Annotated in this window: 25 protein-coding genes; 14 read left to right on the plus strand and 11 right to left on the minus strand. The window is 72.7% G+C overall.

The window, feature by feature from the left end; translation table 11 throughout:
* Positions 1-97 precede the first annotated feature (97 nt).
* Positions 98-1,429: an extracellular solute-binding protein gene (locus IO39_RS06455; protein ID WP_043617607.1), complete on the minus strand. Its 1,332-nt coding sequence runs from the start codon at positions 1,427-1,429 to the stop codon at positions 98-100.
* A gap of 347 nt (positions 1,430-1,776) precedes the next feature.
* Here IO39_RS06455 and arfA point away from each other — a divergent pair, with 347 nt between their 5' ends.
* The gene (arfA, locus tag IO39_RS06460) at positions 1,777-3,270 is read left to right on the plus strand and encodes an arabinosylfuranosidase ArfA (RefSeq protein WP_043617608.1); all 1,494 of its coding nucleotides are present in this window, start codon (positions 1,777-1,779) and stop codon (positions 3,268-3,270) included.
* A 13-nt stretch (positions 3,271-3,283) separates the two neighbouring features.
* Here arfA and IO39_RS06465 read toward each other — a convergent pair whose 3' ends face one another.
* Together IO39_RS06465 and IO39_RS06470 are read right to left on the minus strand one after the other, a co-directional pair.
* Positions 3,284-4,300, minus strand: a complete 1,017-nt coding sequence (locus tag IO39_RS06465) for a LacI family DNA-binding transcriptional regulator (RefSeq protein WP_043617611.1) — start codon at positions 4,298-4,300, stop codon at positions 3,284-3,286.
* A 75-nt stretch (positions 4,301-4,375) separates the two neighbouring features.
* Positions 4,376-5,077 carry a DUF6348 family protein gene (locus IO39_RS06470; protein ID WP_043617613.1) on the minus strand — a complete coding sequence of 234 codons (702 nt, stop codon included), beginning with the start codon at positions 5,075-5,077 and terminating at the stop codon, positions 4,376-4,378.
* A gap of 206 nt (positions 5,078-5,283) precedes the next feature.
* On the opposite strand from IO39_RS06470, the gene IO39_RS06475 reads away from it, so the two are divergent.
* The 5 genes from IO39_RS06475 (at position 5,284) to IO39_RS06495 (ending at position 9,642) form a co-directional block, all read left to right on the plus strand.
* Positions 5,284-5,898, plus strand: coding sequence for a glycosyltransferase (locus IO39_RS06475; protein WP_281200058.1), 615 nt, complete (start codon positions 5,284-5,286; stop codon positions 5,896-5,898).
* 272 nt (positions 5,899-6,170) lie between these two features.
* Entirely contained in the window at positions 6,171-6,986 is an 816-nt protein-coding gene (locus tag IO39_RS06480; protein WP_245641835.1) for a D-alanyl-D-alanine carboxypeptidase family protein, read from the plus strand.
* A 57-nt stretch (positions 6,987-7,043) separates the two neighbouring features.
* On the plus strand, positions 7,044-7,652 hold the full coding sequence (locus IO39_RS06485) for a GbsR/MarR family transcriptional regulator (RefSeq protein WP_157547965.1): 609 nt from the start codon (positions 7,044-7,046) through the stop codon (positions 7,650-7,652).
* Positions 7,649-8,530 (plus strand): alpha/beta fold hydrolase, encoded by an 882-nt coding sequence (locus IO39_RS06490; protein ID WP_052422527.1) that lies wholly within the window; start codon positions 7,649-7,651, stop codon positions 8,528-8,530. Before IO39_RS06485 ends, IO39_RS06490 begins: the two co-directional genes overlap by 4 nt.
* A 23-nt stretch (positions 8,531-8,553) precedes the next feature.
* Positions 8,554-9,642: a WD40/YVTN/BNR-like repeat-containing protein gene (locus tag IO39_RS06495; protein ID WP_211266916.1), complete on the plus strand. Its 1,089-nt coding sequence runs from the start codon at positions 8,554-8,556 to the stop codon at positions 9,640-9,642.
* Between the two features lie 14 nt (positions 9,643-9,656).
* Here the strand turns inward: IO39_RS06495 and IO39_RS06500 are convergent, their stop codons facing one another.
* Positions 9,657-10,286 (minus strand): alpha-ketoglutarate-dependent dioxygenase AlkB, encoded by a 630-nt coding sequence (locus IO39_RS06500; RefSeq protein WP_043617617.1) that lies wholly within the window; start codon positions 10,284-10,286, stop codon positions 9,657-9,659.
* A 172-nt stretch (positions 10,287-10,458) separates the two neighbouring features.
* On the opposite strand from IO39_RS06500, the gene IO39_RS06505 reads away from it, so the two are divergent.
* On the plus strand, positions 10,459-11,226 hold the full coding sequence (locus IO39_RS06505) for a VOC family protein (RefSeq protein WP_043617619.1): 768 nt from the start codon (positions 10,459-10,461) through the stop codon (positions 11,224-11,226).
* Between the two features lie 165 nt (positions 11,227-11,391).
* On the opposite strand, the gene IO39_RS06510 is transcribed toward IO39_RS06505, so the two are convergent.
* Positions 11,392-11,769, minus strand: a complete 378-nt coding sequence (locus IO39_RS06510) for a DUF2203 domain-containing protein (RefSeq protein ID WP_043617622.1) — start codon at positions 11,767-11,769, stop codon at positions 11,392-11,394.
* A gap of 9 nt (positions 11,770-11,778) precedes the next feature.
* Positions 11,779-12,450 carry a GntR family transcriptional regulator gene (locus tag IO39_RS06515; protein WP_245641836.1) on the minus strand — a complete coding sequence of 224 codons (672 nt, stop codon included), beginning with the start codon at positions 12,448-12,450 and terminating at the stop codon, positions 11,779-11,781.
* Positions 12,451-12,553: 103 nt separating this feature from the next.
* On the opposite strand from IO39_RS06515, the gene IO39_RS06520 reads away from it, so the two are divergent.
* The 4 genes from IO39_RS06520 (at position 12,554) to IO39_RS06535 (ending at position 16,389) form a co-directional block, all read left to right on the plus strand.
* Positions 12,554-13,873, plus strand: coding sequence for an MFS transporter (locus IO39_RS06520; protein WP_043617628.1), 1,320 nt, complete (start codon positions 12,554-12,556; stop codon positions 13,871-13,873).
* A 106-nt stretch (positions 13,874-13,979) separates the two neighbouring features.
* Positions 13,980-14,912, plus strand: a complete 933-nt coding sequence (locus IO39_RS06525) for an SPFH domain-containing protein (protein WP_043617631.1) — start codon at positions 13,980-13,982, stop codon at positions 14,910-14,912.
* Between the two features lie 178 nt (positions 14,913-15,090).
* Positions 15,091-15,798 (plus strand): sirohydrochlorin chelatase, encoded by a 708-nt coding sequence (locus IO39_RS06530; protein WP_245641837.1) that lies wholly within the window; start codon positions 15,091-15,093, stop codon positions 15,796-15,798.
* Positions 15,799-15,840: 42 nt separating this feature from the next.
* Positions 15,841-16,389, plus strand: coding sequence for a GNAT family N-acetyltransferase (locus tag IO39_RS06535; RefSeq protein WP_043617634.1), 549 nt, complete (start codon positions 15,841-15,843; stop codon positions 16,387-16,389).
* 81 nt (positions 16,390-16,470) lie between these two features.
* Here IO39_RS06535 and IO39_RS06540 read toward each other — a convergent pair whose 3' ends face one another.
* The 3 genes from IO39_RS06540 to IO39_RS06550 all read right to left on the minus strand — a co-directional run bounded on the left by IO39_RS06540 (position 16,471) and on the right by IO39_RS06550 (position 17,927).
* Entirely contained in the window at positions 16,471-16,995 is a 525-nt protein-coding gene (locus IO39_RS06540) for an adenylyl-sulfate kinase (RefSeq protein WP_043617637.1), read from the minus strand.
* A gap of 87 nt (positions 16,996-17,082) precedes the next feature.
* A complete protein-coding gene (locus IO39_RS06545) occupies positions 17,083-17,523 on the minus strand; it encodes a hypothetical protein (protein ID WP_043617640.1) in 441 nt (146 codons plus the stop codon).
* Positions 17,524-17,636: 113 nt separating this feature from the next.
* Positions 17,637-17,927 carry a hypothetical protein gene (locus tag IO39_RS06550; RefSeq protein WP_043617643.1) on the minus strand — a complete coding sequence of 97 codons (291 nt, stop codon included), beginning with the start codon at positions 17,925-17,927 and terminating at the stop codon, positions 17,637-17,639.
* A gap of 227 nt (positions 17,928-18,154) precedes the next feature.
* On the opposite strand from IO39_RS06550, the gene IO39_RS06555 reads away from it, so the two are divergent.
* On the plus strand, positions 18,155-18,556 hold the full coding sequence (locus tag IO39_RS06555; protein WP_043617646.1) for a nitroreductase family deazaflavin-dependent oxidoreductase: 402 nt from the start codon (positions 18,155-18,157) through the stop codon (positions 18,554-18,556).
* A gap of 75 nt (positions 18,557-18,631) precedes the next feature.
* Here IO39_RS06555 and glgA read toward each other — a convergent pair whose 3' ends face one another.
* Positions 18,632-19,804: a glycogen synthase gene (gene glgA, locus IO39_RS06560; RefSeq protein WP_043617649.1), complete on the minus strand. Its 1,173-nt coding sequence runs from the start codon at positions 19,802-19,804 to the stop codon at positions 18,632-18,634.
* A 195-nt stretch (positions 19,805-19,999) separates the two neighbouring features.
* On the opposite strand from glgA, the gene glgC reads away from it, so the two are divergent.
* Positions 20,000-21,235 carry a glucose-1-phosphate adenylyltransferase gene (gene glgC / locus IO39_RS06565; protein ID WP_043617651.1) on the plus strand — a complete coding sequence of 412 codons (1,236 nt, stop codon included), beginning with the start codon at positions 20,000-20,002 and terminating at the stop codon, positions 21,233-21,235.
* 203 nt (positions 21,236-21,438) lie between these two features.
* Here the strand turns inward: glgC and IO39_RS06570 are convergent, their stop codons facing one another.
* Positions 21,439-21,987: a hypothetical protein gene (locus IO39_RS06570; protein ID WP_157547967.1), complete on the minus strand. Its 549-nt coding sequence runs from the start codon at positions 21,985-21,987 to the stop codon at positions 21,439-21,441.
* 469 nt (positions 21,988-22,456) lie between these two features.
* Between IO39_RS06570 and IO39_RS55935 the strand changes: the two genes are divergently transcribed.
* Positions 22,457-22,771: a nuclear transport factor 2 family protein gene (locus IO39_RS55935; protein WP_043617657.1), complete on the plus strand. Its 315-nt coding sequence runs from the start codon at positions 22,457-22,459 to the stop codon at positions 22,769-22,771.
* The last annotated feature ends 107 nt before the right edge of the window (positions 22,772-22,878 follow it).

Raw genomic sequence — 22,878 nt, forward strand, 5'->3', positions numbered from 1 at the left:
GCAGGCCCTACAACCCCCATCAACACGGCGCTGCAGCCGCCCTTACCAAGCAAACGACCGAGCATGTTCCAGCGTGAGGTTGACACAGGGGGTGTCATCAGCGCTCCTCGTCGGGGAAGGGGTTCGGGGCGGACAGCAGCCGCTCCAGCGCGGCCTTGGCGGCGGCCAGGCCCTCCTCGGGCGTGCGGGAGCCGCCGATGATCGGGGAGAACGCCTCGCCGAACTCGATCCACATCCGCGAGGCCGACCCGGCGAACCAGACCTGCGGGTCGAGCGCGACCTCGTCGATGACCGAGCGGTACTCCGACTGCGGCTGCAGCGCCAGGTACTCGGGCTCCTCCAGGGCCGGCAGGTACGCGGGCACGTGCCCGGCCACCGCCCAGTCGGCGCTGTTCTTGACCAGGTAGGCGATGAACCGGTACGTGGCCCGCGCCACCTCGGGGTCCCGGTCGCGCTGGTGCGGCAGCACGAACGCGTGGCAGTCGGCCTGCGCCGCGCCGCTGCCGAAGACGGCGGGGAAGCGGGTCATGCCGAACGGAGTCCCGCGCTCCTTGAGCCCGGTGGTCTCCCAGTCGCCGTTCCACAGGAACGCGGCCTCGCCGTTGGTGAACTTGGCGACGGACGCGCCGTAGTCCGTGCGCGGGTCGCACAGCTCCTCCTCGCCGAGGCGGCGCATGAGTCGCAGCGCGTCGAGGGCCTTGGCGTCGTCGATGGCGACCTTGGTGTTGTCGGGTGACAGCAGGGCGCCGCCGCTCTGGGCGTACAGGGACCACCACACCCGCCACGGCCCCACGGTGCCCAGGCCGAGCGCGTCGAAGGTGAGCGGGGGCGCGCCGCCCATCGCCTCCTTGGCCTTGGTGAGCTGGGCGAGGAGCTCGTCGGCGTTCGTGGTGGGGGTGAGCTTGCCGTCGGGGCCGAGCAGGCCGGCCTTCGCGCAGAGGTCGGTGTTGTAGTACAGGACCATGGGGTGGGCGTCGAAGGGGATCGCGTACAGGACGCCGTCGAGGTGGGCACGCTCCCAGATGGGCGGGCTGAAGTCGGCGGCGCGCAGGCCGGCCTCCTCCAGCAGCGTGACGTCGATCGGGTCGAGGATGCGGCCCGCGCCGATGCCGGCCAGCCGGGCCAGGTGGAAGGTGGCCAGGTCGGGCGAGCGCCCGCCGGAGCCGGCCATGGCGACCTTGGTGTAGTACGGCTCGCCCCAGGCGAGCACGTTCTCCTCGACGAAGATTTCGGGGTTCTCCTTGGCGAAGGCCCGGACCATGGCGTTCATGACGATGCCGTCGCTGGCGCCGAGGAAGTGCCAGTACTGGACGCGGGTCTGGGACGAGCCGAGCCCCACGGGCAGCGCGCAGCCCGTGGCGGCGGCGCCGACCAGGGCGAGGCTGCCGGCCAGGAGCCGCCGGCGGGTGATGTCGGGGGGTCCGTGCACTGTGGCCTCTTCCTTCACCGAGCTATCGCTGGGCCGGGTTCTCGCTGATGTCAGGAGGGTTCAGGGCAGCCGCGAACAGGCCTCTCCCCACGCGGGGACGAAGGCCGGCTGAGGCGGGCTTGGGGACGGGCAAGGGGGGCGGGCCGGCCGGGTCGCGGAGCGCCGCCGTACGCACCCCGGTGTTTCTGCGGGGTTACCCGAGTGTTAGCGGTAACAAGCTGCCTGTCAAGGGGCCTGCCGCAACCGGTTGCGGCAACATCGGCCCCACTGGTCGCCTCTTGACCCGGCCTTGTGATAACGCTAACAATCGGGATCACGTGACGCCTGCAGAACCAGGAGACGCCTTCGTGCACCAGGCCAAACTGACCCTCGACCCCGCCTTCAAGGTCGCCCCCGTGAGCAGGCGCACCTTCGGCTCGTTCGTGGAGCATCTCGGGCGCTGCGTCTACACCGGCATCTACGAGCCGGGCCACCCGGGGGCCGACGACGACGGCTTCCGCCGCGACGTGCTCGACCTGACGCGCGAGCTGGGCGTCTCCACGGTCCGCTACCCCGGCGGCAACTTCGTCTCCGGCTACCGCTGGGAGGACGGCGTCGGCCCGGTCGCCGAGCGTCCCCGCCGGCTCGACCTGGCCTGGCACAGCACCGAGACGAACGAGGTCGGCGTCGACGAGTTCGTGCGCTGGTGCGGCAAGGCCGGCGTGGAGCCCATGATGGCCGTCAACCTCGGCACGCGCGGCATCGCCGAGGCCCTGGACCTGCTCGAATACTGCAACCATCCCTCCGGCACGGCCCTGTCGGACCTGCGCGCCGCCAACGGCGCCAAGGAGCCGCACGGGATCAGGATGTGGTGCCTGGGCAACGAGATGGACGGCCCCTGGCAGACCGGCCACAAGACCGCCCGCGAGTACGGCCGCCTGGCCGCCGAGACCGCCCGCGCCATGCGCATGCTGGACCCCGGCCTGGAGCTGGTGGCCTGCGGCAGCTCCAGCTCGGGCATGCCCACCTTCGGGGCGTGGGAGGCCGAGGTGCTGGAGGAGACGTACGAGCTGGTCGACTACATCTCCTGCCACGCCTACTACGAGGAGAAGGAGGGCGACCTCGGCAGCTTCCTGGCCAGTTCGGCGGACATGCAGTACTTCATCTCCTCCGTCGTGGCCACCGCCGACCACGTCGGGGCCCGGCTCAAGTCCCGCAAGAAGATCAACATCTCGTTCGACGAGTGGAACGTCTGGTACCTGTCACGCTTCCAGAACGCCGAGCCGCGCCAGGACTGGCCGGTCGCGCCGCCGCTGCTGGAGGACCACTACCACCTGGCCGACGCGGTGGCCTTCGGCGGCCTGCTGATCACGCTGCTGCGCAACAGCGACCGCGTGCCCGCCGCCTCCCTGGCCCAGCTCGTGAACGTGATCGCGCCCATCATGACCGAGCCCGGCGGGCGGGCCTGGCGGCAGACCACCTTCCACCCGTTCGCGCAGGCGTCCAGGCACGCGGCGGGCGACGTGCTGCGGGTGGAGCCGGTGTCGCCGTCGTACGAGACGAAGGCGTACGGCGAGGTGCCGCTGCTGGAGGCGGTGGCCACGCACGCCGAGGCGGGCGGCACGACGCTGTTCGCCGTCAACCGCGCGACGGACGCGCCGCTGTCGCTGGAGATCGACGCCAGGGCGCTGGGCGGCGTGCGCGTCGTCGAGGCCACCACGCTGAGCGACCCCGACGTGTACGCCCGCAACACGGCCGACGACCCCACCCGGGTCGTGCCCCGGCCCAACCCCGGCGTCGAGGCCGACCCGCTGCGCGTGCTGCTGCCCCCGGTCTCCTGGAACGTGATCCGGCTCGCCTGAGCGGGCGGCGGGTTCAGGACGGCGGGGCGGCGCCGGTGCTCTCGCGGACGACCAGCTCGGGCTCGACCAGGCGGCGGGCCTCCGGCTCCGTGCCCGCCATCCGGTCCAGCAGCATGTGGAAGGCGTGCCTGCCGACCTCGCCGAAGTCCTGGCGCACGGTCGTCAGCGGCGGCCAGAAGTACGCGGACTCGGGGATGTCGTCGAAGCCCGCCACGCTCACGTCTTCCGGCACCCGCCGGCCCGCCTCGCGCAGCGCCCGCAGCACGCCGAGCGCCATCTGGTCGTTGGCCACGAACACGGCCGTGACCTCGGGGTCGGCGGCCAGGCGGCGGCCGAGCTGGTAGCCGGAGCGGGCGCTCCAGTCGCCCCGCAGCACCTCGGGCACCGGCCGCCCGGCCGTCTCCAGCACGCCGCGCCAGCCCTCGATGCGGCCGTTGGCGTCGAGCCAGTCGGCCGGCCCGGCGACGTGCCACACGCTGCGGTGGCCCAGGCTGAGCAGGTGCCGGGTGGCGCGGGCGGCCCCGGCCCGCTGGTCGACCTTGGCCACCGGCACGGGGATGTCGTCGCCGGCGTCCACCGCGACCACCGGCATCTCGGGCGGCAGGTGGCGCAGCCCGTCGGCGGCCGACTCGTGCGGCGCGACGATGATCACCCCGTCGACCGCCTGGGTGCGCAGCCGCTGCACGCCCTCCTCCATCGACCTGCGGTTGAGCGAGCTGAGGCTGGCGATGCTGACGTTGTAGCCGGCGTGCCTGGCGGCCTGCTCGATGCAGTAGAGCGTGGAGGCCGGGCCGTAGAGCGTGGTGTCGATGCTGACCACGCCCAGCACGCCGGAGCGGCCGGTGACGAGCTGGCGGGCGGCCTGGTTGGGCCGGTAGTCCAGCTCGCGCACGGCCGCGAGCACGCGGGCCCTGGTCTCGGCGCGCACGAGATCGGGCGAGTTCAGCACCCGCGACACGGTCATGGTGGAGACTCCGGCGAGCACGGCGACGTCCATGAGCACCGCAGGCCGGCCGGGTTTGGATTTCACCGCGGCTCACCCCCTCAGCGGTAACGCTAACAGGCAGAAGGGGCGAACGCGCGATCATTCCCCGCGCGTTCGCCGTCAGTCCTCCTGCTGGACGAGCTGGTGGACGAGCAGGACGAACGTGCGGGCGTACGACACGCCGCCGGCCGGGCGCGGCCAGTCGAGCTCGGCCAGCGCCCGCGAGCCCGCCTCGTGGCAGACGCCGTCGACGCGCAGCTCGGCGGTCTCCGAGCCCTCGCCGCCGCCGAAGAACGCCTTGACGCCCACCAGCCGCTCGCGCTCGATCGTGCCCTTCAGCGCCGGGGCCAGATGGGGCAGCAGCACGTGCTGGACCGCCCACCGCTGGACGGCGTCGTGGTCGTCGCCGGTGCCCCAGCCGGTGATGCCGCCGTGGATGGCGTGCCAGCCGGGCAGGCCGTCGGGGTCGCCGGGGGCGAAGTGGGCGGCGTGGGTGCCGTCCTGGACGAGGAGTTCGAGCAGGGCGCTGCCGGTGGTGCCCAGCCACACGTGGATCGCCCGCTCGACGGCCTGCTCGACGGTGGCGCCGTAGCCGGCCACGCAGTCGCTGATCGTGGTGTCCTGCGGGCGGTCGACGTTGAGGACGAAGTCGAGGTCGAGGTGGGCGGGGCTGCCGGTGTGGTCGGGGCCCAGCGTGACCGCGAGCGTGCCCGGCCCCTTGGCCATGCCGTCGCGCACCTCCCAGGGCGCGCCCATCGCCGTGCTCAGGTGGCCTGCGACCATGCCCAGAACCACGTCGTCCGCCGGCCGTACGCCGTCCATGCCTCACCCCTCGGTCGTGCCCGCCTCTGCACCAGCCAGGCTAACCGTCTTGATCATCGAATGGGCGGGCGCGGCGCACCGGGCGGCCCGCCGGGGCGTCGGCAGGGGCGGCAGGGCCGGCAGGGCCGGCAGGGCGGCGGCCGTCCGGCTCCGGCCTTGCCCGCGCGACTGCCAGGCAACTGCCAGGAACGCGGAGTGCTCTGCGGCTGCATGAATCGGGCAGCGGGAGCTCAAAGGCGGTCCCGCGCGACCGGGAGTGCGTCGCGGCCGGCCGGCTGGTGCCGCAGAAGGGGTTCGACCTGCTGATCCCGGCGTTCGCGCAGGTGGTGCGGGAGCATCCGGAGTGGCGGCTGCGCATCTTCGGCACCGGGCCGCGCAGGGGGCAGCTCGCGGGGCTGATCGAGCAGCACGGGCTGGGCGGGCACGTGGCGCTGCGGGGGCGTACCGACCGGCTGGAGGAGGAGCTGACCGACGCCTCCGTGTACGCGCTCAGCTCCCGCTTCGAGGGCCTGCCCATGGTGATGATCGAGGCCATGACCCACGCGCTGCCCGTGGTCGCCTTCGACTGCCCGACCGGGCCGGGGGACGTGCTGACCGACGGGGTGGACGGCGTGCTGGTGCCGCCGAGGGACGTGGACGCGCTGGCCGCCGCCCTGAGCCGGGTCATCGCGGACCGGAAGCTGCGGGTGCGCATGGGCAGGGCGGCGCTCAGGACGTCGCGGGCGTACGGCCCTGACCAGATCATGCCGTTGTGGGAGGACCTGTTCTCGGAGTTGCTCGCCGGGGAGCGGATCTCGGACACCTTCTGGCACGGCCGCTGACGGCTGCGGCGGGGGCCGCGCCCGGGGAGCACCAGGCGGAATCGCGGAACTTTACATTTCTGGCGAAATTTTACCTTTTCCTATCAATCGGCCATATAGGGGTTTCCGCACCGCTTCTCATGAAATACCCCGCATTTCGGCAAAAGCAGGCAAAGCCGGGCGGCACCCTGGAGTGCATGCGTATCCGGAAGCCTTTCCTGACTGCCGCGGCGGGCGCACTTGCCCTGGTCGCAGGGCTGACCGCGCCTGCGCACGCCACTGTGCACGCCACTGTGCACGCCACTGTGACCGACCCGCCCGCCGCCGTTTCCGTGACGACCGGGAACGACGCCCCGGCGGTGTACGGCCGCGCCGCCTATTTGATGGACGCCACCTCCGGCGCGGAGCTGTTCAGCAAGGCCGGCACCGAGCGGATGCCGATCGCCAGCCTGACCAAGACCATGACCGCGTACGTCGTGCTGCAGATCGCCAGGCCCACCGACGTGGTGCGGGTGACGCGCGAGGACGTCGCGTACGCCGAGGACGGCGGCGGCACCACCGCGAACCTGCGCCCCGGCGACCGCCTGACGGTCGGCGAGCTGCTGTACGGGCTGATGCTGCCCTCCGGCGCCGACGCCGCGCACGCCCTGGCCCGCACGTACGGCCCCGGCGTCGAGGGTTTCGTGGCCAGGATGAACGCCACCGCCCGCGCGCTGGGCATGAACGACACCGAGTACGTCAACGCCGACGGCCTGCCCATGCCGGGCGGCGACGGCTACTCCACCGCCAGGGATCAGGCCGTGCTGGCCGCCCGGGCGCTGCGGGTGCCGCTGATCAAGGAGGTGGCCGGGACCCGCCGCCACCACCTCGACGCCACCGGCGAGCACCGCTCCTACACCTGGCGCAACACCAACCGGCTGCTCGGCACGCCGGGCGCGATCGGGCTGAAGACCGGGTTCACCCGGGCCGCGGGCTACTGCCTGGCGTTCGCCGGCGAGTCGGACGGGCGGGTGCTGGTCGGCGTGCTGCTGGACGAGTCCGCCTCCGGCCGCCGCTTCGGCACCGCCGAGGCCCTGCTGTCCTGGGGCGCCGCCCGCCAGTCGGCCTGACCGGGCGCTTAGTGCGGTTGTTGCAGTAATGACTGCAATGACCGTAATGTGACGGTCATGGAGATCCCCACGGATGCCGAGCTGGAGTTCGTCGACGACGTCGCGGTCTTCTTCGCGCGGGAGGGCATGCCGCTGATCGCCGGCCGGGTGATCGGCTGGCTGCTCGTCAGCGACCCTCCCGAGCAGAGCGCCGCCCAGCTCGCGGACGTGCTGCGGGTCAGCAGGAGCTCGATCAGCAGCGCCACCAGGCTCCTGACGCCCAGCGGGCTGGTCGAGGGGGTCCGGCGGCGGGGCGAGCGGCAGGAGTACTTCCGCATCGCCCCCGACGGGTGGAGCCGCATGCTGGCCGCCCGCTACGCGAAGACGGCCGCGTTCCGGGAGATCACCGAGGCCGGGCTGCGGGCGCTGGCCGGCAGCTCGCCCGAGCGCCGGGAGCGGCTGGACAACGTGCACGAGCTCTACCGGTTCCTGGAGCGGGAGCTGCCCGCCCTGTGGCAGCGCTGGGAGGCCCACCGCGCCCGGCGGATCACGGGCGACGGCGCGGCGCGACCCCGGACGACCCGACGGGGCGACGGCGGCGACGCCCCGGGCGATGACAGCGCTACCCCGGACGGTGACAGTGCCACCCCGGACGGTGACGGCGACATCCCGGGCGGTGACGCGTGACGGCCGGCGGCGGGCTGCGCGGCACGTACCTGAACCAGCCGGAGGGGCGGCTGCACGTCTACGCCGCGGGCGACCCCGGCGCGCCCCCGGTGCTGCTGCTGAGCGGCGCGGGGGTCGACAACGCGCTGCTGAGCTGGCGGCATCTCATCCCCGTCCTGGCCGCCGGCCATCACGTGCTCGCGCTCGACTGGCCCAAGCAGGGCAGGAGCCGCCCGTGGCAGGGCCGGCTCACCCACGAGCGCATGCTGCGCTGCGTCACCGACGTGCTCGACCACTTCGGCCTCGGCTCGGCCGCCCTGGTCGGCCTCTCGCAGGGCGGCGCGCTCGCGCTCGCCTGCGCCATCGAGCGGCCCGGCCGGGTGGACCGGCTGGTGGCGCTCGCCCCGGCCGGGATCCTGTCCTTCCCGCCCGTCGTGCACCAGCTCCTGTGGCTGACCGCGAAGCTGCCGCTGCTCAACAGGACGCTGCCGGGGGCGCTGCTCAGGACGCGGCGGCAGGTGGCGGCGTTCGCCAGGAGGGCGCTGTTCGCGGGGCCCGTGCCGGACTTCGACGACGTGGTGGCGGAGATCCTGGCGGAGGTGCGGGAGGCGGGCGCGGGCTCGTCCGACTGGCAGAACGCCTCCATCGGCCCCTTCCGCATGCGCGTGGACCTGCGTCCGCGCCTGCCCGAGATCTCCTGCCCGACGCTGCTCGTGCAGGGCGACAAGGACGTCGGGGTCGATCCGGCCCGTACGAAGGCCGCCGCCGCGCTCATCCCCGGCGCCCGCCTGGAGCTGCTGGAAGGCGTCGGCCACTGGGCGAACCGCCAGTGCCCGGAGCGCGTCAACGCGCTCGTCGCCGGATTCCTCGCTGCGGACCACGGCCATGGACGGCGTTGATCCGTTGGGCTAATTTGCCCGGCATGAGGCTTCGAATCGTGTCAGGCGCGCTGTCGGCGGCCCTCGTGCTCGCCGCCCCGCTGCCCGCCGCCCCGCTGCCCGCTCACGCCGGGACGCCCCGGCTCGGCTGGGAGCTCCAGGAGACCGGGGTGACCGCGCGCCTGCGCGGCCTGTCGCCGGTCAGCAGGGACGTGGCGTGGGCCTCGGGCTCGGGCGGCACCGTGCTGCGCACCGTGGACGGCGGGCGTACGTGGCAGAACGTCTCGCCTCCCGACACGGCCGCGCTCCAGTTCCGCGACATCGAGGCGTTCGACGCCCGCCGGGCCGTGGCGCTGTCCATCGGCGAGGGCACGGACTCGCGCGTCTACCGGACCGAGGACGGCGGCCGCACCTGGACGGAGACGTTCCGGAACGACGAGCCCCGGGCGTTCTACGACTGCATGGCCTTCTTCGACCGGCGGCACGGGCTGGCCATGAGCGACCCGGTGGACGGCCGGTTCCGCATCCTGGCCACCGAGGACGGGGGGCGGAGCTGGCGGGTGCTGCCGTCCGGCGGCATGCCGCCGGCGCTGCCCGGCGAGGCGGGGTTCGCGGCGAGCGGGCAGTGCCTGGTCACGGCGGGCCCCCGGGACGTCTGGCTGGCCTCGGGCGGGGCGGAGCGGGCGCGGGTGTTCCACTCGCGCGACCGGGGCCGCACGTGGACCGTGGCCGACACCCCCATCCCGGCCGGCGACCCGGCGCGCGGCGTCTTCGGCCTGGCCTTCCGCGACCGGCACCGCGGCATCGCGGTCGGCGGCGACTACCGGCCCGAGCAGCAGTCGCCCAGCGCGGGGGCGGTGAGCGGGGACGGCGGGGGCCCCCCGCGGGGGGGGGCCCCCCCCCCCCCCCCCCCCCCCCCCCCCGCGCGCCGCCGCCCGCCTACCGCTCCGGGGTCGCCTGGCTGCCGCACCTGCCGCACGCCGCCCTGGCGGTGGGGCCGTCGGGCAGCGACGTGTCGTGGTCGGGCGGGCGGAGCTGGCAGACGTTCGACGGCGGCTCGTTCGACACGGTGGCGTGCACGCGCGACCGCTCGTGCTGGGCGGCCGGCGAGCAGGGCCGCGTGGCACGCCTGACCCTCAGGTGATCGTCAGCGGACGTCGCGGGGGCGGAACTGGATGCTGATCCGGGGGCCGGCCGGGCGGCTGGTCTTCGGGACGGCGTGCTCCCACGTGCGCTGGCAGCTGCCGCCCATGACGATCAGGTCGCCGTGGCCGAGGTCGCGGCGGATCGAGGGCCCGCCGCCGCGCGGCCGGAGCAGCAGCGGGCGCGGGCAGCCGACCGAGACGATGGCCACCATGGTGTCCTGCGAGCCGCCCCGCCCGATCGTGTCGCCGTGCCAGGCCACGCTGTCGCGGCCGTCGCGGTAGAAGCAGAGCCCGGCCGTGCGGAACGGCTCGCCCAGCTCCTGCCCGTAATGGGCGTCGAGGGCGCGCCTGGCCTCGTCGAGCACCGGGTCGGGCAGGGTCTCGCCCTCGTCGTAGAACTTCAGCAGCCGCGGCACGTCCACGACCCTGTCGTACATGCGGCGGCGCTCCGCCCGCCACGGCACCCGCTCGGCCAGCCGTTCGAAGAGCGTGTCGGACCCCGTCAGCCAGCCGGGCCGCAGGTCGATCCAGGCGCCGTGGTCGAGGGGGGTGCGGCGGACCGTGCCGCCGAGCGGCCCGACCGCGAGCTCCTCGTCGAGACCGAGCAGAGAGGCTTGGTACGCGGCTGTCATGACGTCGAGTCTACGTGATCGTTCAAACACGCATTCGATTCCCGGAAGCCTCTCCGCCCGCGCGCCGAGCGTGTCAGGCTGGGGAGCACCGGATACGAGTGGCGTCGCCCTCAGTCCCGCGCCCCGAGGTGAAGAGGCACCCCATCGCTTCGTCCAGACGAAGGAGCAGGCCATGCTCACCACCCGCTACCTCCCGGGCTCCCCCTGCTGGATCGACGTCAGCAGCCCCGACGCGCAGGCGTCGGCCGCCTTCTACACGGGGCTGTTCGGCTGGGACTCGATCTCGCTCGGGCCCGAACACATGGACTACCGCTTCTGCCGGATCGCCGGCCGGACGGTCGCCGGGATCAGCCCGCTGACGCCGTCCAGGCAGGACGCCGCGTGGCTGACCTACTTCCAGGCCCCCGACGCCGGCGTCATCGCCAAGACGATCGAGCAGGCGGGCGGCACGGTCCTGGCGGCGCCGCGCGAGATCGCCGGGCAGGGCGGGATGGCGCTGTTCGCCGACCCGGAGGGGGCCGTCTTCGCGGTCTGGCAGCCGGGCGCGACCAAGGGGCTCGGCCTGGTGACCGAGGCGGGCTCGCTCGGCTGGGTCGAGCTGTACGCGCCCGACCCCGCCGCCATCCGCGCCTTCTACCGGGCGGTCTTCGGCTGGCGGATCGAGGACCTGCCGATGGGCGACACGTCCTATCCCGTGATCTCCCCGGCCGAGGGTGACGAGTCGTCGGCGATGGCCGGCATCGTCCAGCTCCAGAGCGGGGAGCGGGCGCACTGGCTGCCGTACTTCGAGGTGCCCGACTGCGACGCCACGGTGGCGCTGGCGCGGCAGCTCGGCGGCACGGTGCGGGCTCCGGCGATGACGGCGGAGGGGGTCGGGCGGATGGCGTTCGTCGCCGATCCGTTCGGCGCCCGCTTCGCGGTCATCACCAGCTCCGCCTGAGCCGGTCGGCCTGCACGCACGCAGTCCGTGCAGGCCGACCATCCCCCGGCCTGGGTGACTTCCCAGCTCAGAGGGCTTGTGCGGGGAGTGGTCAGCGCTTTCCCGTCCTTCTCGATCCTCTTGCCCGCGCCGGAACCGTTGCATACACGGCACGACGAGGAGGCGTCAAGGAGTGGACGGTGACCACAGGGGGCGGCGGCCGGCGAAGCCCAGCTCCGTACGGTGGTACCAGGACAGCTCGCGCTCGCCCTCGATCCAGCACAGCCGCACGGACGCGCCGTCGCGCACCGAGGGGAAGTCGACCAGCACCGGCGCGATGCCCTTGACCTCGATGCCGCGCTCGCTCCAGCCGCTCAGGATCTCCTCGATGCGGGCCTGCAGCCCCTTCAGCTCGGGCAGGCCGCCCAGCTCGGACCGGCCGCCGGAGCGCCGCTCGAAGTCGATCTCGGTCAGGTCGGCGCGCGCGGCGATCAGCTCGGCGGCCTCCTCGATGACGGCGGGGAGCAGCGCGCGGGCCTCGTCAAGGGTGAAGATCCGATCCATGGGCACACGTTAGCGGCTGGGCTCGTAGGCCTGGATCAGCAGCCGCTCGGCATGGTCGAGGTAGTCGTCGAGGTAGGCGGCGGCCTCGCCGGGCCGGCCGGACTCGATCAGCCCGAGCAGGGCGCGGTTGCGGTCGAGGAAGGGCTCGTGGAAGGCCCGCGGGTTCTCCATCACGTGGAAGACCAGCCGCAGCTCGGCCAGTAGCTGGCGCATGGCCTCGTCGATCCGGGGGCTGGCGTTCAGCGAGACCAGCGCCTGGTGGAAGCGGATGTTGGCGGTGCCCACGGCCTGCCAGTCGTCCTGCGCGGCGGCCCGCTCGGCGTCGGAGACGGCCTCCTTGATCAGGGTCAGCGCCCGCTCGGTGGGCTCGCGGCGCACGGCCGCGCCTTCGAGCACGCGGCGCACCTGGTAGAGGTCCGACACGTCGGCGACGGACGGGAGGCGGACGAAGACACCCCGGTTGAGCCGGTGCTCCAGCAGCCGCTCGTGACCGAGCAGCCGGAACGCCTCGCGCAGCGTGTTGCGCGACACGCCGAGCCCTTCGGAGATGGACTCCTCCGACAGCCGCTGGCCCGGCCGGAAGAAGCCCTCGCTGATGCGGTCGCGCAGGATGTCGGCCACCCGCTCCGCCGTGCTGCTGCGTCCCAGCCGGGAGCGGTCCTGGGAGAGATCAGCAACCACGTTATCCACATTTGACAGCAAATCATGGAGCAAACCTCTTGTCGAATTGTTCAACGATTCATATGTTGATGAGCATCCCCCCATCGACTCAAGGAGCGATCCGATGTCAGGCTCCACCCAACAGACCCGGCGGGTGATCCTCGCCAGCCTCATCGGCACGTCGCTGGAGTGGTATGACTTCTTCCTCTACACCACCGCCGCGACCCTGGTCTTCCCCCAGCTGTTCTTCCCGTCACTCGACCCGTTCACCGCGACCCTGGCGTCCCTGACCACCAACGCCGTGGCGTTCGTGGCCAGGCCGCTCGGCGGCATCGTCTTCGGGCACTTCGGCGACCGCGTGGGCCGCAAGACCGTGCTGGTGGTGACGCTCCTGGTGATGGGCGTCTCGACGTTCCTCATCGGGGTGCTGCCCGGCTACGCGGCCCTGGGCGTGCTGGCCCCGGTCCTGCTCGCGCTGCTGCGGTTCGTCCAGGGCCTGGGGCTGGGCGGCGAGTGGGGCGGCGCGGTCATCATGTCGCTGGAGCACGGCGACGGCCGGCGGCGCGGGTTCAACGCGAGCTGGCCGCAGGTCGGCGTGCCGGCCGGATACGTGCTGGCCACCGGCCTGCTGACCGTCCTGTCCTTCACGCTGTCGGACGCGGCGTTCCTGTCGTGGGGGTGGCGGGTGCCGTTCCTGCTGTCGGGGGCGCTGGTGATCGTGGGCCTGTGGGTGCGCTTGAAGGTCACCGAGTCGCCGCTCTTCGCCGAGGTGGAGCAGCGGGGCGCCAAGGCGAAGATGCCGCTGGTCGAGGTGTTGCGGACGCACCCGAGGGCGCTGCTGTCGGCCTTCACCGCGCGGATCGGGGTGGACGTGGCGTTCTACACCTTCACCGCGTACATCATCGTCTACATCACCGGCGAGCTGGGCCTGCCGCGCTCGTACGCGCTGAACGCCGTGCTGATCGGCTCGGCGCTGCAGCTCGCGCTGATCCCGCTGGCCGGCGCGCTGTCCGACCGGTACGGCCGCCGCCCGGTCTACTTCGCCGGCGTGGTCGCCGCGGCGGTGTGGGTGTTCGTGTTCTTCCCGCTGCTCGACACCAGGTCCTTCCCGCTGATCGCGCTGGCCGCCGTGGTGGCGCTGGTCACCCACGCCGCCATGTACGGCCCGCAGGCGGCCTTCATCGCCGAGCTGTTCAGCACCCGGCTGCGCTACAGCGGCGCGTCCATGGGCTACCAGGTCGCCGGCATCGTCGGCGGCGCGCTGGCCCCGATCATCGCCCTGCAGCTCTTCGAGACCTATCGGTCCACGGTCGCGGTCTCGATCTACGTGGTCATCGCCCTGGCCGTGACGGCCGTGGGCCTGGCCATCGCCCCGGAGACGCGGGACGTGGACCTGGCCGACCGCCCTCGCGCCAAGACGCCACAGGCGGGACCGTACGCCTGAACCGGCCCCCGGCCTTCTCGCACCGCAGGTAACCCCCGTACGCCCGAATGCCGCGAACAGCCGCGGGCGGTGGCTGCCGACGCCGCCCGCGGCGGAAGGGTCCGCCATGAGAATCGTCCTGGCCGTCATCGCCGCCCTCGTCGCGCTCCCCCTGCTCATCGGGGCCGTGGGAGGCATGGAGAGCACCGGCGGCGGCGAGGTGGCCGTCGTCAGGGACGGAGGGCCGCTCGACGACAACAGGGTGCGCCAGGTGATCGACCCCGGCTCGGGGCTCACCTGGACCGGCCTGTGGTCCTCCACCCACCTGTATCCGGCGCAGCAGCGCTTCTACACGATCACCGCCGACGCCGGGCGGGCCACCAACCTCGGGGTGGACGTGGTCACGGTGCCGAGCAGCGACGGCGTGAACCTGGGCATCGAGGGCACCCTCTACTTCACGCTCAACCTCGACCACGAGGCGCTGAAGCGGTTCGACGACCGCTACGGCACCCGTACGTTCCGCACCCAGGACAACCGCTCGCTCTACCCGTGGGACGGCGACGAGGGCTGGACCGCCTTCTTCGGCCAGGCCGTCCGCCCGGTGATCGACAACGCGCTGCGCGGCCAGATCGGCGCGATGCGCTGCGCCGAGCTGGTGCCGTCCTGCTCGCTGCTGGAGAGCTCCGACCTCAAGCCGCAGGACAGCAACGCCACCATCACCAGGGTCCAGAACGCGGTCAACGCCTCCCTCGCCCGCGACCTGCCCGTCACCCTCGGCGGGAACTTCCTGACCGGGCTGCGGTTCACGCTGGCCAAGGTGACGCTGCCGGGCGAGGTGCAGAAGGCCGTGGACCGGTCGCTGGCCGCCGCGGCGGCCGTCTCCGAGGCCCAGGCGAAGGTGGCCCAGGCCAAGGCCGAGGCGGAGGCGAACCGGGCCAGGCAGGACGGCTACGACAAGTGCCCGGCCTGCGCGGAGATCGAGAAGCTGAAGTCGCTGCCGCAGGGCATCACCGTGTACGCGCCGGGCAATCCGCAGTCGGTGGTCGTGCCCGCACGATGAGCCGCGCCCCCGCGTCCGAGTGTCGCGGCCCGGCCGGGCTCCCGCGCGTCAGTGTTGTGACTTAATCGCCATCGATTCCTAGAACAACCAACCCCGAAACGGCATAAACTGCGCGCCTGTGAGCCTGCCTGTACGAGAACGTTCCCCCCGGCCGGGCGGCGGTCGTCACCGCCGTCCCGTGCCCACGTCCTTGCCGCCCGACGCCCCCATGCTCGTGCTCGCCACCCCCGGCGGCACCGCCGGCGTGGCCGAGGAGATCGCGGCCGTGGTACGCGTCGACAACCCGCAGATCGAGGTGCGCCTGACGAGCGTCAACGACCTGGCAGACTCCCTGCCCGCCGGCCGCGAAGCCGTCGTCGTGCCACTGCTCACCTGGGAAGATCCCGTCGTCATGGCGGAGATCGGCAAGGCCGTGGCGGCGAGCGGCTCGGAGGCCGTCGTGACCGAGGCGCTCGGCCCGCACCCGCTGCTGGCCGAGGCCCTGCACATCCGGCTGGCGGAGCGCGGCCTGGCCCGGGCCGACCGCGTACGCCTGCTGAACGTCTCCAGCCCCATCGACGCCGTCATCCTCGCCACCGTCGGCGGCGACCAGGCCGTGCGCGCCGTGCAGGCCACCGCGGTGCTCCTGGCCTCCAGGCTCACGCTGCCGGTGGTCGCCGCCTCGCTGGACAGCGAGCCCGGCGTCGCGGTCGCGGCGCAGCGCCTGCGCGCCGCCGGCACCGAGCGGCTGGCCATCGCGCCCTGCCTGATCGGCCACGAGGCCCCCGACGGCATCGTCGAGCGGGCCGCGGCCGCCATCGAAGCCGGCCACGCCGAGCCGCTCGGCGCCCACAGCGCCGTCGCCGAACTTGTCGCGCGAGCTTACGGTAGTCAACTCGCCACTTGACAGGGCTTGTCAAGATCCCTGGACTCGCGTTAGGTTCTGCGCATGCGCGGGGTGGTCTGCGAGGGCGAGCGACTCGGCCTCCGTGACGTCACGGAGGCCGACGTCGCCGCCCTGCACGCCGTCTACGGCGATCCGGCCGCCACCCAGCACGCGCCGTTCGAGCCGCGCTCCCGGCAGGAGGTCGCCCGGCTGGTCGAGGAGGCCATGGAGGCGGCCGCCGCCGAACCGCGCCGCCTCTACGTGCTGGCCGTCATCGACGCCGCGCGCCGCGACGTCATCGGGGTGGCCCGCCTGCGGATCGAGCCCGACCTGCCGCACAGCGCCGAGATCGGGTTCGGGCTGCATCGCGACCAGTGGGGGCGCGGCATCGGGACCGATCTCGTACGGCTGCTGCTGTCGTTCGGGTTCAAGCAGCTCGGCCTGCACCGCATCTGGGGCGCCCGCTCCCCCGCCAACCTGCCCGCCCAGCTCGCGATGCTGACGGCGGGGATGGTGGAGGAGGGGCGCATCCGGCACCATCTGCACACGCCGCACGGGTGGCGCGACTCGATCGTGCACTCGGCCCTGGAGGACGAGTGGACCGAACGCTGACCCCTGCCCTTGGCTCGAACCCCGGCCACCATCCCGCCCCGCCTCGCCGGCGGGTCCTTGACCGGGCACCGGCCACCGCCCCTACCCGCCGGCGGCCTGCCAGCCCTCGATGACCCGGGCCGCGACCTGCCGCGGGGCGCCTTCGGTGCCGTCCACGGTGAAGTCCTCGACCCGCGCCGCGTCGAGCACGGCCGCCAGCTCCCCCGCCCTGTCGAGGTGCCAGTCGAGCCCTTGGGGGTCGTGCACGTGGCGGGAGGTCAGCCTGCGGCGCACCTCGGGAAGCGCGACGTGGAGCCGGCAGACCGTGAGAGGGACGCCCAGCGCCTCCTCGTAACGGGCGCGCTCGGCACGGCTCTCGATCACGCCCGCCAGCAGCAGCCGCCCGGCGCCCGCGGCGAGGTGGTTGGCGGCGACCGGGCGCAGGTTGCGCAGGGTCAGCTCGCCGTGGAACGGGTCGGACGGCGGCGCCGGCCAGGCACGGCGCAACCAGTCGACGTCGATGACCGCGTGCGGCACACCCGCCTCGGCCAGCAGGTCGCCCACCACGTCGGCCACGGTCGTCTTGCCTACGCCCACGGAACCGGTGATCAGAAGAGCCGTCGCCACCTCCGTGATCTTACGCGAGCGACGCCGCAGACGCGGTCGCGCGGCCACAAGACGGGGGGAAGAGCGGTGGCCCGGGACGGATGACGGTCACAGGTAGGGGCTGGCCGCGCTGACCAACTCGGCCGCCGCGTCGCGCGTGTCGATGGCGAGCGCCGAGTCCGGAGTGCGCTCGCGTACGTCCTGGTCGCGGATCGCGAACACCGCCGGCGTCACCCCCACGTCGCCGTAACGCCCCGCCACGGCGGCGCCGGCGGCCGCCCGCAGGTCGCGGACCACCTCGCGCGAGCTGCGGCCGGAGCCGGAGACGGCGAGATAGCCGAGCATCCCGGCGAAGCGCAGCTCGCCCTCGGCGGCCGGGTGCTGCTCGGGCGCCTCCGGGCGGTCGAGCCAGAACACCTTGCCGGTGAGGAACGCCTGGTAGTCGAGCACGCGGGCCGTCCCCGCGAGCAACTCCCCGAACTCGGCCAGCTCCGCCTCGGGCGGCAGGTCCGTGGTGACGAACAAGGGCACGATCAGCGAGTCGAGCATGTGACTATCCCTCCGTGAGGAGCCTCATCGTAGGATGTGCCACCGACAATCTCCGTGCCCGCCACTCCGCGCCCGCCGCACTTCGCGCCTCCCCCACCGCCCCGCCCTTCGCGTCAGCCGGCCGGGGCGTCGCCTGACGAGGTGAGCGGTGCTCCTTCCGGCAGGCCGGCGAGCACGTACGAGGCCCAGAGGTCGGGCTCGGCCGGGCCGTAGAGCTCGCGCAGCTCCAGTACGGCGGCGCGCAGGGCGTGGGCCGGTGACTCGCCTCGGCGCAGGCGGGTGTGCAGGTCGCGCATCGCCTGCTCGGCCTCGGACAGCGCCGCCGGATCCCGGATCAGCTCGGGGTCCGCGGCCTGCTCGAACCGCTCGATGCGGGCGGCCAGCGCCCCGGCCGGATCGGTCATGGGCACAGGCTCTCATCGGCGAACCCCGGCGTACAGGACGTCACTCAACGTGTCGGCTCCACGAAGGACAGCCCCGGCATGGGCAGGCCGGAGGTCAGGGTGGGGGCGGGGCCGGTGACGGCGGCGGGCGGCGTGAGCGGGCCGGGGGCGCCGGCGGCGCGTCAACTTCTCGTCCAGACCCCGTCGGGTAACGGTGAGGTCACGGCGCAGCCGGGTAGGTCGCCTTCATGCTGCATGGCGAGGAACACGTACGGCGTTATCAGGAGACCGACGGCGCGGAAGGACACGACTGGAACGACACCACCGTCCTCCTGCTGACCACCAAGGGGCGCAACTCGGGCAGGCCCTACACCACGCCCCTCATCTACCAGCGCCACGGCGACGACCACCTCGTGGTCGCCTCCTACGGCGGGGCTCCCGACCATCCTCAGTGGTACAAGAACCTGCTGGCGGACCCCGAGGTCGAGGTGCAGGTCAAGGGGGAGAAGTTCAAGGCCAGGGCGCGCACCGCGACTCCGGCCGAGAAGCCCGGGATGTGGCGGGTCATGGCGCGGGCCTGGCCCGACTACGACGACTACCAGACGAAGACCGACCGGGACATCCCGGTCGTCGTGCTCGAACGCGCATAACCGGGGGCCCCGCCGCGGCGGGGCCCCCGCCCCGGAGGCTTCTTCCCCGTGGGAGGCGTTCGTGGGGCGGCGGCCTCAGGCGCGCAGGGTGGCGTAGAGGTCGAGGGTGCGCCGGGCGATGCGGGACCAGGAGAAGTGCTCGATGGCGCGGGCCCGGCCCGCCTCGCCCATGGCGCGCGCCCTGGCCGGGTCGCCGAGCAGGGCGTTGACCCGCTCGGCCAGGTCGGCGGCGAAGCGCTCGGGGTCGTGGGGCGTGCCGTCCGCGCCCTGGTCGATGGGCACCAGCAGGCCGGTCTCGCTGTCGGAGACCACCTCGGGGATGCCGCCGGTCGCGGTCGCCACCACGGCCGTCTCGCAGGCCATCGCCTCCAGGTTGACGATCCCCATCGGCTCGTAGACCGACGGGCACACGAACACCGTGGCGTGCGTCAGGAGCTGGATCACCTCGGGCTTGGGCAGCATCTCCTGGATCCAGAACACCCCGTCGCGGTCGAGGCCGCGCACCAGCCCGGTCACCTCGGCGGCGATCTCCGGCGTGTCGGGCGCGCCGGCGCACAGCACGAGCTGCGCCGCCGGGTCGAAGGCGCGCGCCGCGTGCAGGAGGTGGACCAGGCCCTTCTGGCGGGTGATGCGGCCGACGAAGATCACGTAGGGCCGGCCGGGGTCGATGCCCTGCTTCTCCAGCACGTCGGTGGCGCGGTCGGGAGCGTATTGGGCCGTGTCGATGCCGTTGTGGATCACGCTGACCCGCTCCGGCGGGATCTCCGGGTAGGCGGCCAGGACGTCACGCCGCATGCCCGCCGAGACCGCGATCACCGCGTCGGCCGCCGTCAGCGCGGTGCGCTCGGCCCATGAGGAGATCCGGTAGCCGCCGCCGAGCTGCTCGGCCTTCCACGGCCGCAGCGGCTCCAGGCTGTGCGTGGTGACCACGTGGGGCACGCCGTGCAGCAGCTTGGCGACATGCCCGGCGAAATTGGCGTACCAGGTATGGGAGTGCACGACGTCCGCGCCGGCGCAGGCCGCGGCCATCTCCAGGTCGACGCCGAGCACCTGCAGCGCGGCGTTGGCGCCCGCCAGCTCGCCCGGCACGCGGTAGGCCGCCACGCCCGGCTCGTCGCGGTCGGCGCCGAAGCAGCGCACCCGCACCTCCGCCAGGCCGCGCAGTTCCCTGGCCAGATACTCCATGTGCACCCCGGCCCCGCCGTACACCTCGGGGGGATACTCCCGGCTGAGCAGATCAACACGCATGAGAAGACCATACGGCCGGTCAGGCGCGAGGGTCGGTCGCGGGGGCGCAAGTTTTGCACCAACGATCGACTGACGCGCGGTTAGCCGTGGTCGGCACCCTCAGTTCGTACATTGACCGCCAAAACCGGACACGGAGGAGGTTCACCCTGCCGGGTTTCGTCGATAGATCCGCCATTTGAGGGTAGCGTCCTGGGCATGAGGTCCCGGAGGGTGCTTGCGGTTGTGCTGGCAGGTGGAGAGGGCAAGAGGCTCATGCCGCTCACGGCGGATCGGGCCAAACCGGCGGTGCCGTTCGGGGGGATGTATCGGCTCATCGACTTCGTGCTGTCCAACCTGGCCAACGGCGGATTCCTGAAGATCGTCGTACTGACGCAGTACAAGAACCACAGCCTCGACCGGCACGTCTCCCGCACCTGGCGGCTGTCGGCGATGCTGGGCAACTACGTCACGCCCGTGCCCGCGCAGCAGCGGCTCGGGCCGCGCTGGTTCTCGGGCTCGGCCGACGCGCTGTTCCAGAACCTGAACCTGATCTACGACGAGATGCCCGAGCACGTGATCGTGTTCGGCGCCGACCACATCTACCGCATGGACCCGCGGCAGATGGTCGAGCAGCACGAGGACTCCGGCGCCGACGTGACGGTGGCGGCGATCAGGCAGCCGCTGTCGCTGGCCGACCAGTTCGGCGTCATCGAGACCGACCCGGAAGGGCGCCGGATCGTGGCGTTCAGGGAGAAGCCCAAGGACGCGGTCGGGCTGGCCGACTCCCCCGACGAGGTGTTCGCCTCGATGGGCAACTACGTGTTCAAGACGCAGTCGATGATCGACGCGCTGCGCGAGGACGCGCTCGACCCGACGAGCAAGCACGACCTGGGCGGCAACATCATCCCCATGCTCGTCAAGTCGGGCGGGGCTGACGTCTACGACTTCGCCAACAACATCGTGCCCGGCTCCAGCGAGCGCGACCGCGGCTACTGGCGCGACGTGGGGACGCTGGACGCCTACTACGAGGCCCACATGGACCTCATCTCGGCGCATCCGGTGTTCAATCTCTACAACGACAAGTGGCCGATCTTCACCGGGCACGACCCGCTGCCGCCGGCCAAGTTCGTGCACAACGACGGCGACCGGGTGGGGCGGGCGATCGACTCGCTGGTCTCGCCCGGCGTGATCGTCTCCGGCGGCACGGCGTGCCGGTCGATCCTGTCGCCCAAGGTGGTGCTCCACTCGCACTCGCTGGTGGAGGACTCCGTGCTGATGGAGAACGTCAAGGTGGGGCGGGGGGCGATCGTCCGCAAGGCGATCATCGACAAGAACGTGGTGATCCCGGACGGGGCGCGGATCGGGTTCGACCTCGAATACGACCGCACCCGCTTCGCGCTGACCCGGGGCGGAGTCGTGGTCATCGGCAAGAACGAGATCGTCGACCGCTGACCGGCCGCCGCGCGGGACGGCACCGAGCCGGCCGCCCCGCACGGGCCGGGCTGTGAGCCGGCCCCCGGGCGTTCTGACGCGCCGGGACCGGTCAAGGGTGTGTTCGGGGGAAAGAAAGAGGTCCCGGGTCACCTCATGGTGTCCCGGGACCGAACCGGCCTGCCGTTCAGAACGGTCGCGCCAGAGGTCGTGTCCGGCCGTCGCTAGAAGCGGCCGAGCCAGTAACCAGGCCAGCCGTGGCCGTTGTATCCGCCGTTGGCCCAGTTGCGCACGCCCCAGTGGGTGCTCGGCGAGCCCCAGTGCGTGTTGTAGCCATGGCCGTAGCCGTGACCGTAGCCGTGACCGTGACCGTAGCCGTGACCGTAGCCGTGATCGTGGCCGTGGCCCCGGCGCAGGCCCCAGTTGCCGCGCGTGCCCCAGCTACCCTTGTCCCACTGGTGGTCCGGGTAGCCGTAGTCCCACTTGCTGTCGTGGTCCCACCTGTTGTGGCGGTCCCACTTGTAGTAGTGGTCCCACTTGTCGTCGTGGTCCCACTTGTTGTCGTGGTCCCACTTGTTGTCGTGGTGGTCCTGCTCGGTGCAGGCGTCGGCGTCGCGACGGCCGGCGTAGACGCCCCAGGCGTCGATGCCGAGGGTCTTGGTGACCTCGCCGACGCTCAGGTCGCACTTGTCGGTGTAGGCACCGGCCGGCGCGGCCATCGCGACGAGTGCGGCAGCGGTGGCGAGTGCCCCGCCGGCCGCTATGAGCTTCACTTTCATATCTCCCCCTGTAGTCACTATGTGACAACGCTTCCTTACTGTAAGTAGTCGATCCCGCTACGCGGTGTAACGCCACGCCAGGAGCGTCTCGTCGGCATGTCGGGTTCCCTTCCGTACACGTCCGGATGTGGGAGACGTAGAGCCATAGCCGGCGGTTATGGCGACAGGTCTTGGACGCGCGTCCGCCGCGCGCCGCATCCTCGTCGCCATGAACACCCGGCTCCTTCCGCCCGCCCTCGCCCGCGCCGCGCGAAGGCGGGCGGTCCTGCTCGCCGCCGTCCCGCTCCTGGCGGCGCCCGCGTGCGGCCCGGCCCCCGCCACCACCCCGCGCCCCGCTCCCTCCGCCGCCGCATCCCAAAGCCTCGCACCCCAAAGCCCCGCATCCCAAAGCCCCGCGTCCCCGAGCCCCGCCCCCTCCGCCAGCGCGTCCCCTGACCCCGCCTCCCCGGGGGCTCCCGCGGACGTGGCGCGGGAGGCGCTGGCCTACGTGGACGCGGTGAACGCCGGAGACCTGGACGCCCTCGTCGCCTCCTTCGCCCGCGACGCCGAGATCATCGACGTCGCCCGCAGCATCAAGGGGCACGACGCCATCCGCGTATGGGCGGGCGACGAGGTGATCGGCGGCACGCTGCGCGTCGTCTCGATCGCCGAGCGGCGGGCCGACGGGCAGAAGCTGCTCGTCCACTGGGCCCCGGCGGGTTCGGACGGGTGGCGGGCCCACTACGACTTCACGGTCGGCGGCGGGCGCATCGTCCGGGCCGACCTCCAGTACGCCTGATCCGGCCGCCCGGCACGCCCACCCCCGGCACGCCTGATCCAGCCGCCCGGCACGCCCGCGCCCGGCGCGCCTGATCCGCCGCCCGGTACGGCTGATCCCGCGCCCGG

This window comes from Nonomuraea candida (assembly GCF_000725485.1).
Taxonomy (GTDB): Bacteria; Actinomycetota; Actinomycetes; order Streptosporangiales; family Streptosporangiaceae; genus Nonomuraea; species Nonomuraea candida.

Excerpts from the sequence above, each read along its gene's own strand:
- IO39_RS06470 (WP_043617613.1), bottom strand. The coding sequence starts at position 5,077 with ATGGACGGCGTACGGCCGGCGGACGACGTGGTTCTGGGCATGGTCGCA.
- IO39_RS06485 (WP_157547965.1), top strand. The coding sequence starts at position 7,044 with ATGGAGATCCCCACGGATGCCGAGCTGGAGTTCGTCGACGACGTCGCG.
- IO39_RS06495 (WP_211266916.1), top strand. The coding sequence starts at position 8,554 with ATGAGGCTTCGAATCGTGTCAGGCGCGCTGTCGGCGGCCCTCGTGCTC.
- IO39_RS06500 (WP_043617617.1), bottom strand. The coding sequence starts at position 10,286 with ATGACAGCCGCGTACCAAGCCTCTCTGCTCGGTCTCGACGAGGAGCTC.
- IO39_RS06505 (WP_043617619.1), top strand. The coding sequence starts at position 10,459 with ATGCTCACCACCCGCTACCTCCCGGGCTCCCCCTGCTGGATCGACGTC.
- IO39_RS06510 (WP_043617622.1), bottom strand. The coding sequence starts at position 11,769 with ATGGATCGGATCTTCACCCTTGACGAGGCCCGCGCGCTGCTCCCCGCC.
- IO39_RS06520 (WP_043617628.1), top strand. The coding sequence starts at position 12,554 with ATGTCAGGCTCCACCCAACAGACCCGGCGGGTGATCCTCGCCAGCCTC.
- IO39_RS06525 (WP_043617631.1), top strand. The coding sequence starts at position 13,980 with ATGAGAATCGTCCTGGCCGTCATCGCCGCCCTCGTCGCGCTCCCCCTG.
- IO39_RS06535 (WP_043617634.1), top strand. The coding sequence starts at position 15,841 with ATGCGCGGGGTGGTCTGCGAGGGCGAGCGACTCGGCCTCCGTGACGTC.
- IO39_RS06545 (WP_043617640.1), bottom strand. The coding sequence starts at position 17,523 with ATGCTCGACTCGCTGATCGTGCCCTTGTTCGTCACCACGGACCTGCCG.
- IO39_RS06550 (WP_043617643.1), bottom strand. The coding sequence starts at position 17,927 with ATGACCGATCCGGCCGGGGCGCTGGCCGCCCGCATCGAGCGGTTCGAG.
- IO39_RS06555 (WP_043617646.1), top strand. The coding sequence starts at position 18,155 with ATGCTGCATGGCGAGGAACACGTACGGCGTTATCAGGAGACCGACGGC.
- glgA (WP_043617649.1), bottom strand. The coding sequence starts at position 19,804 with ATGCGTGTTGATCTGCTCAGCCGGGAGTATCCCCCCGAGGTGTACGGC.
- glgC (WP_043617651.1), top strand. The coding sequence starts at position 20,000 with ATGAGGTCCCGGAGGGTGCTTGCGGTTGTGCTGGCAGGTGGAGAGGGC.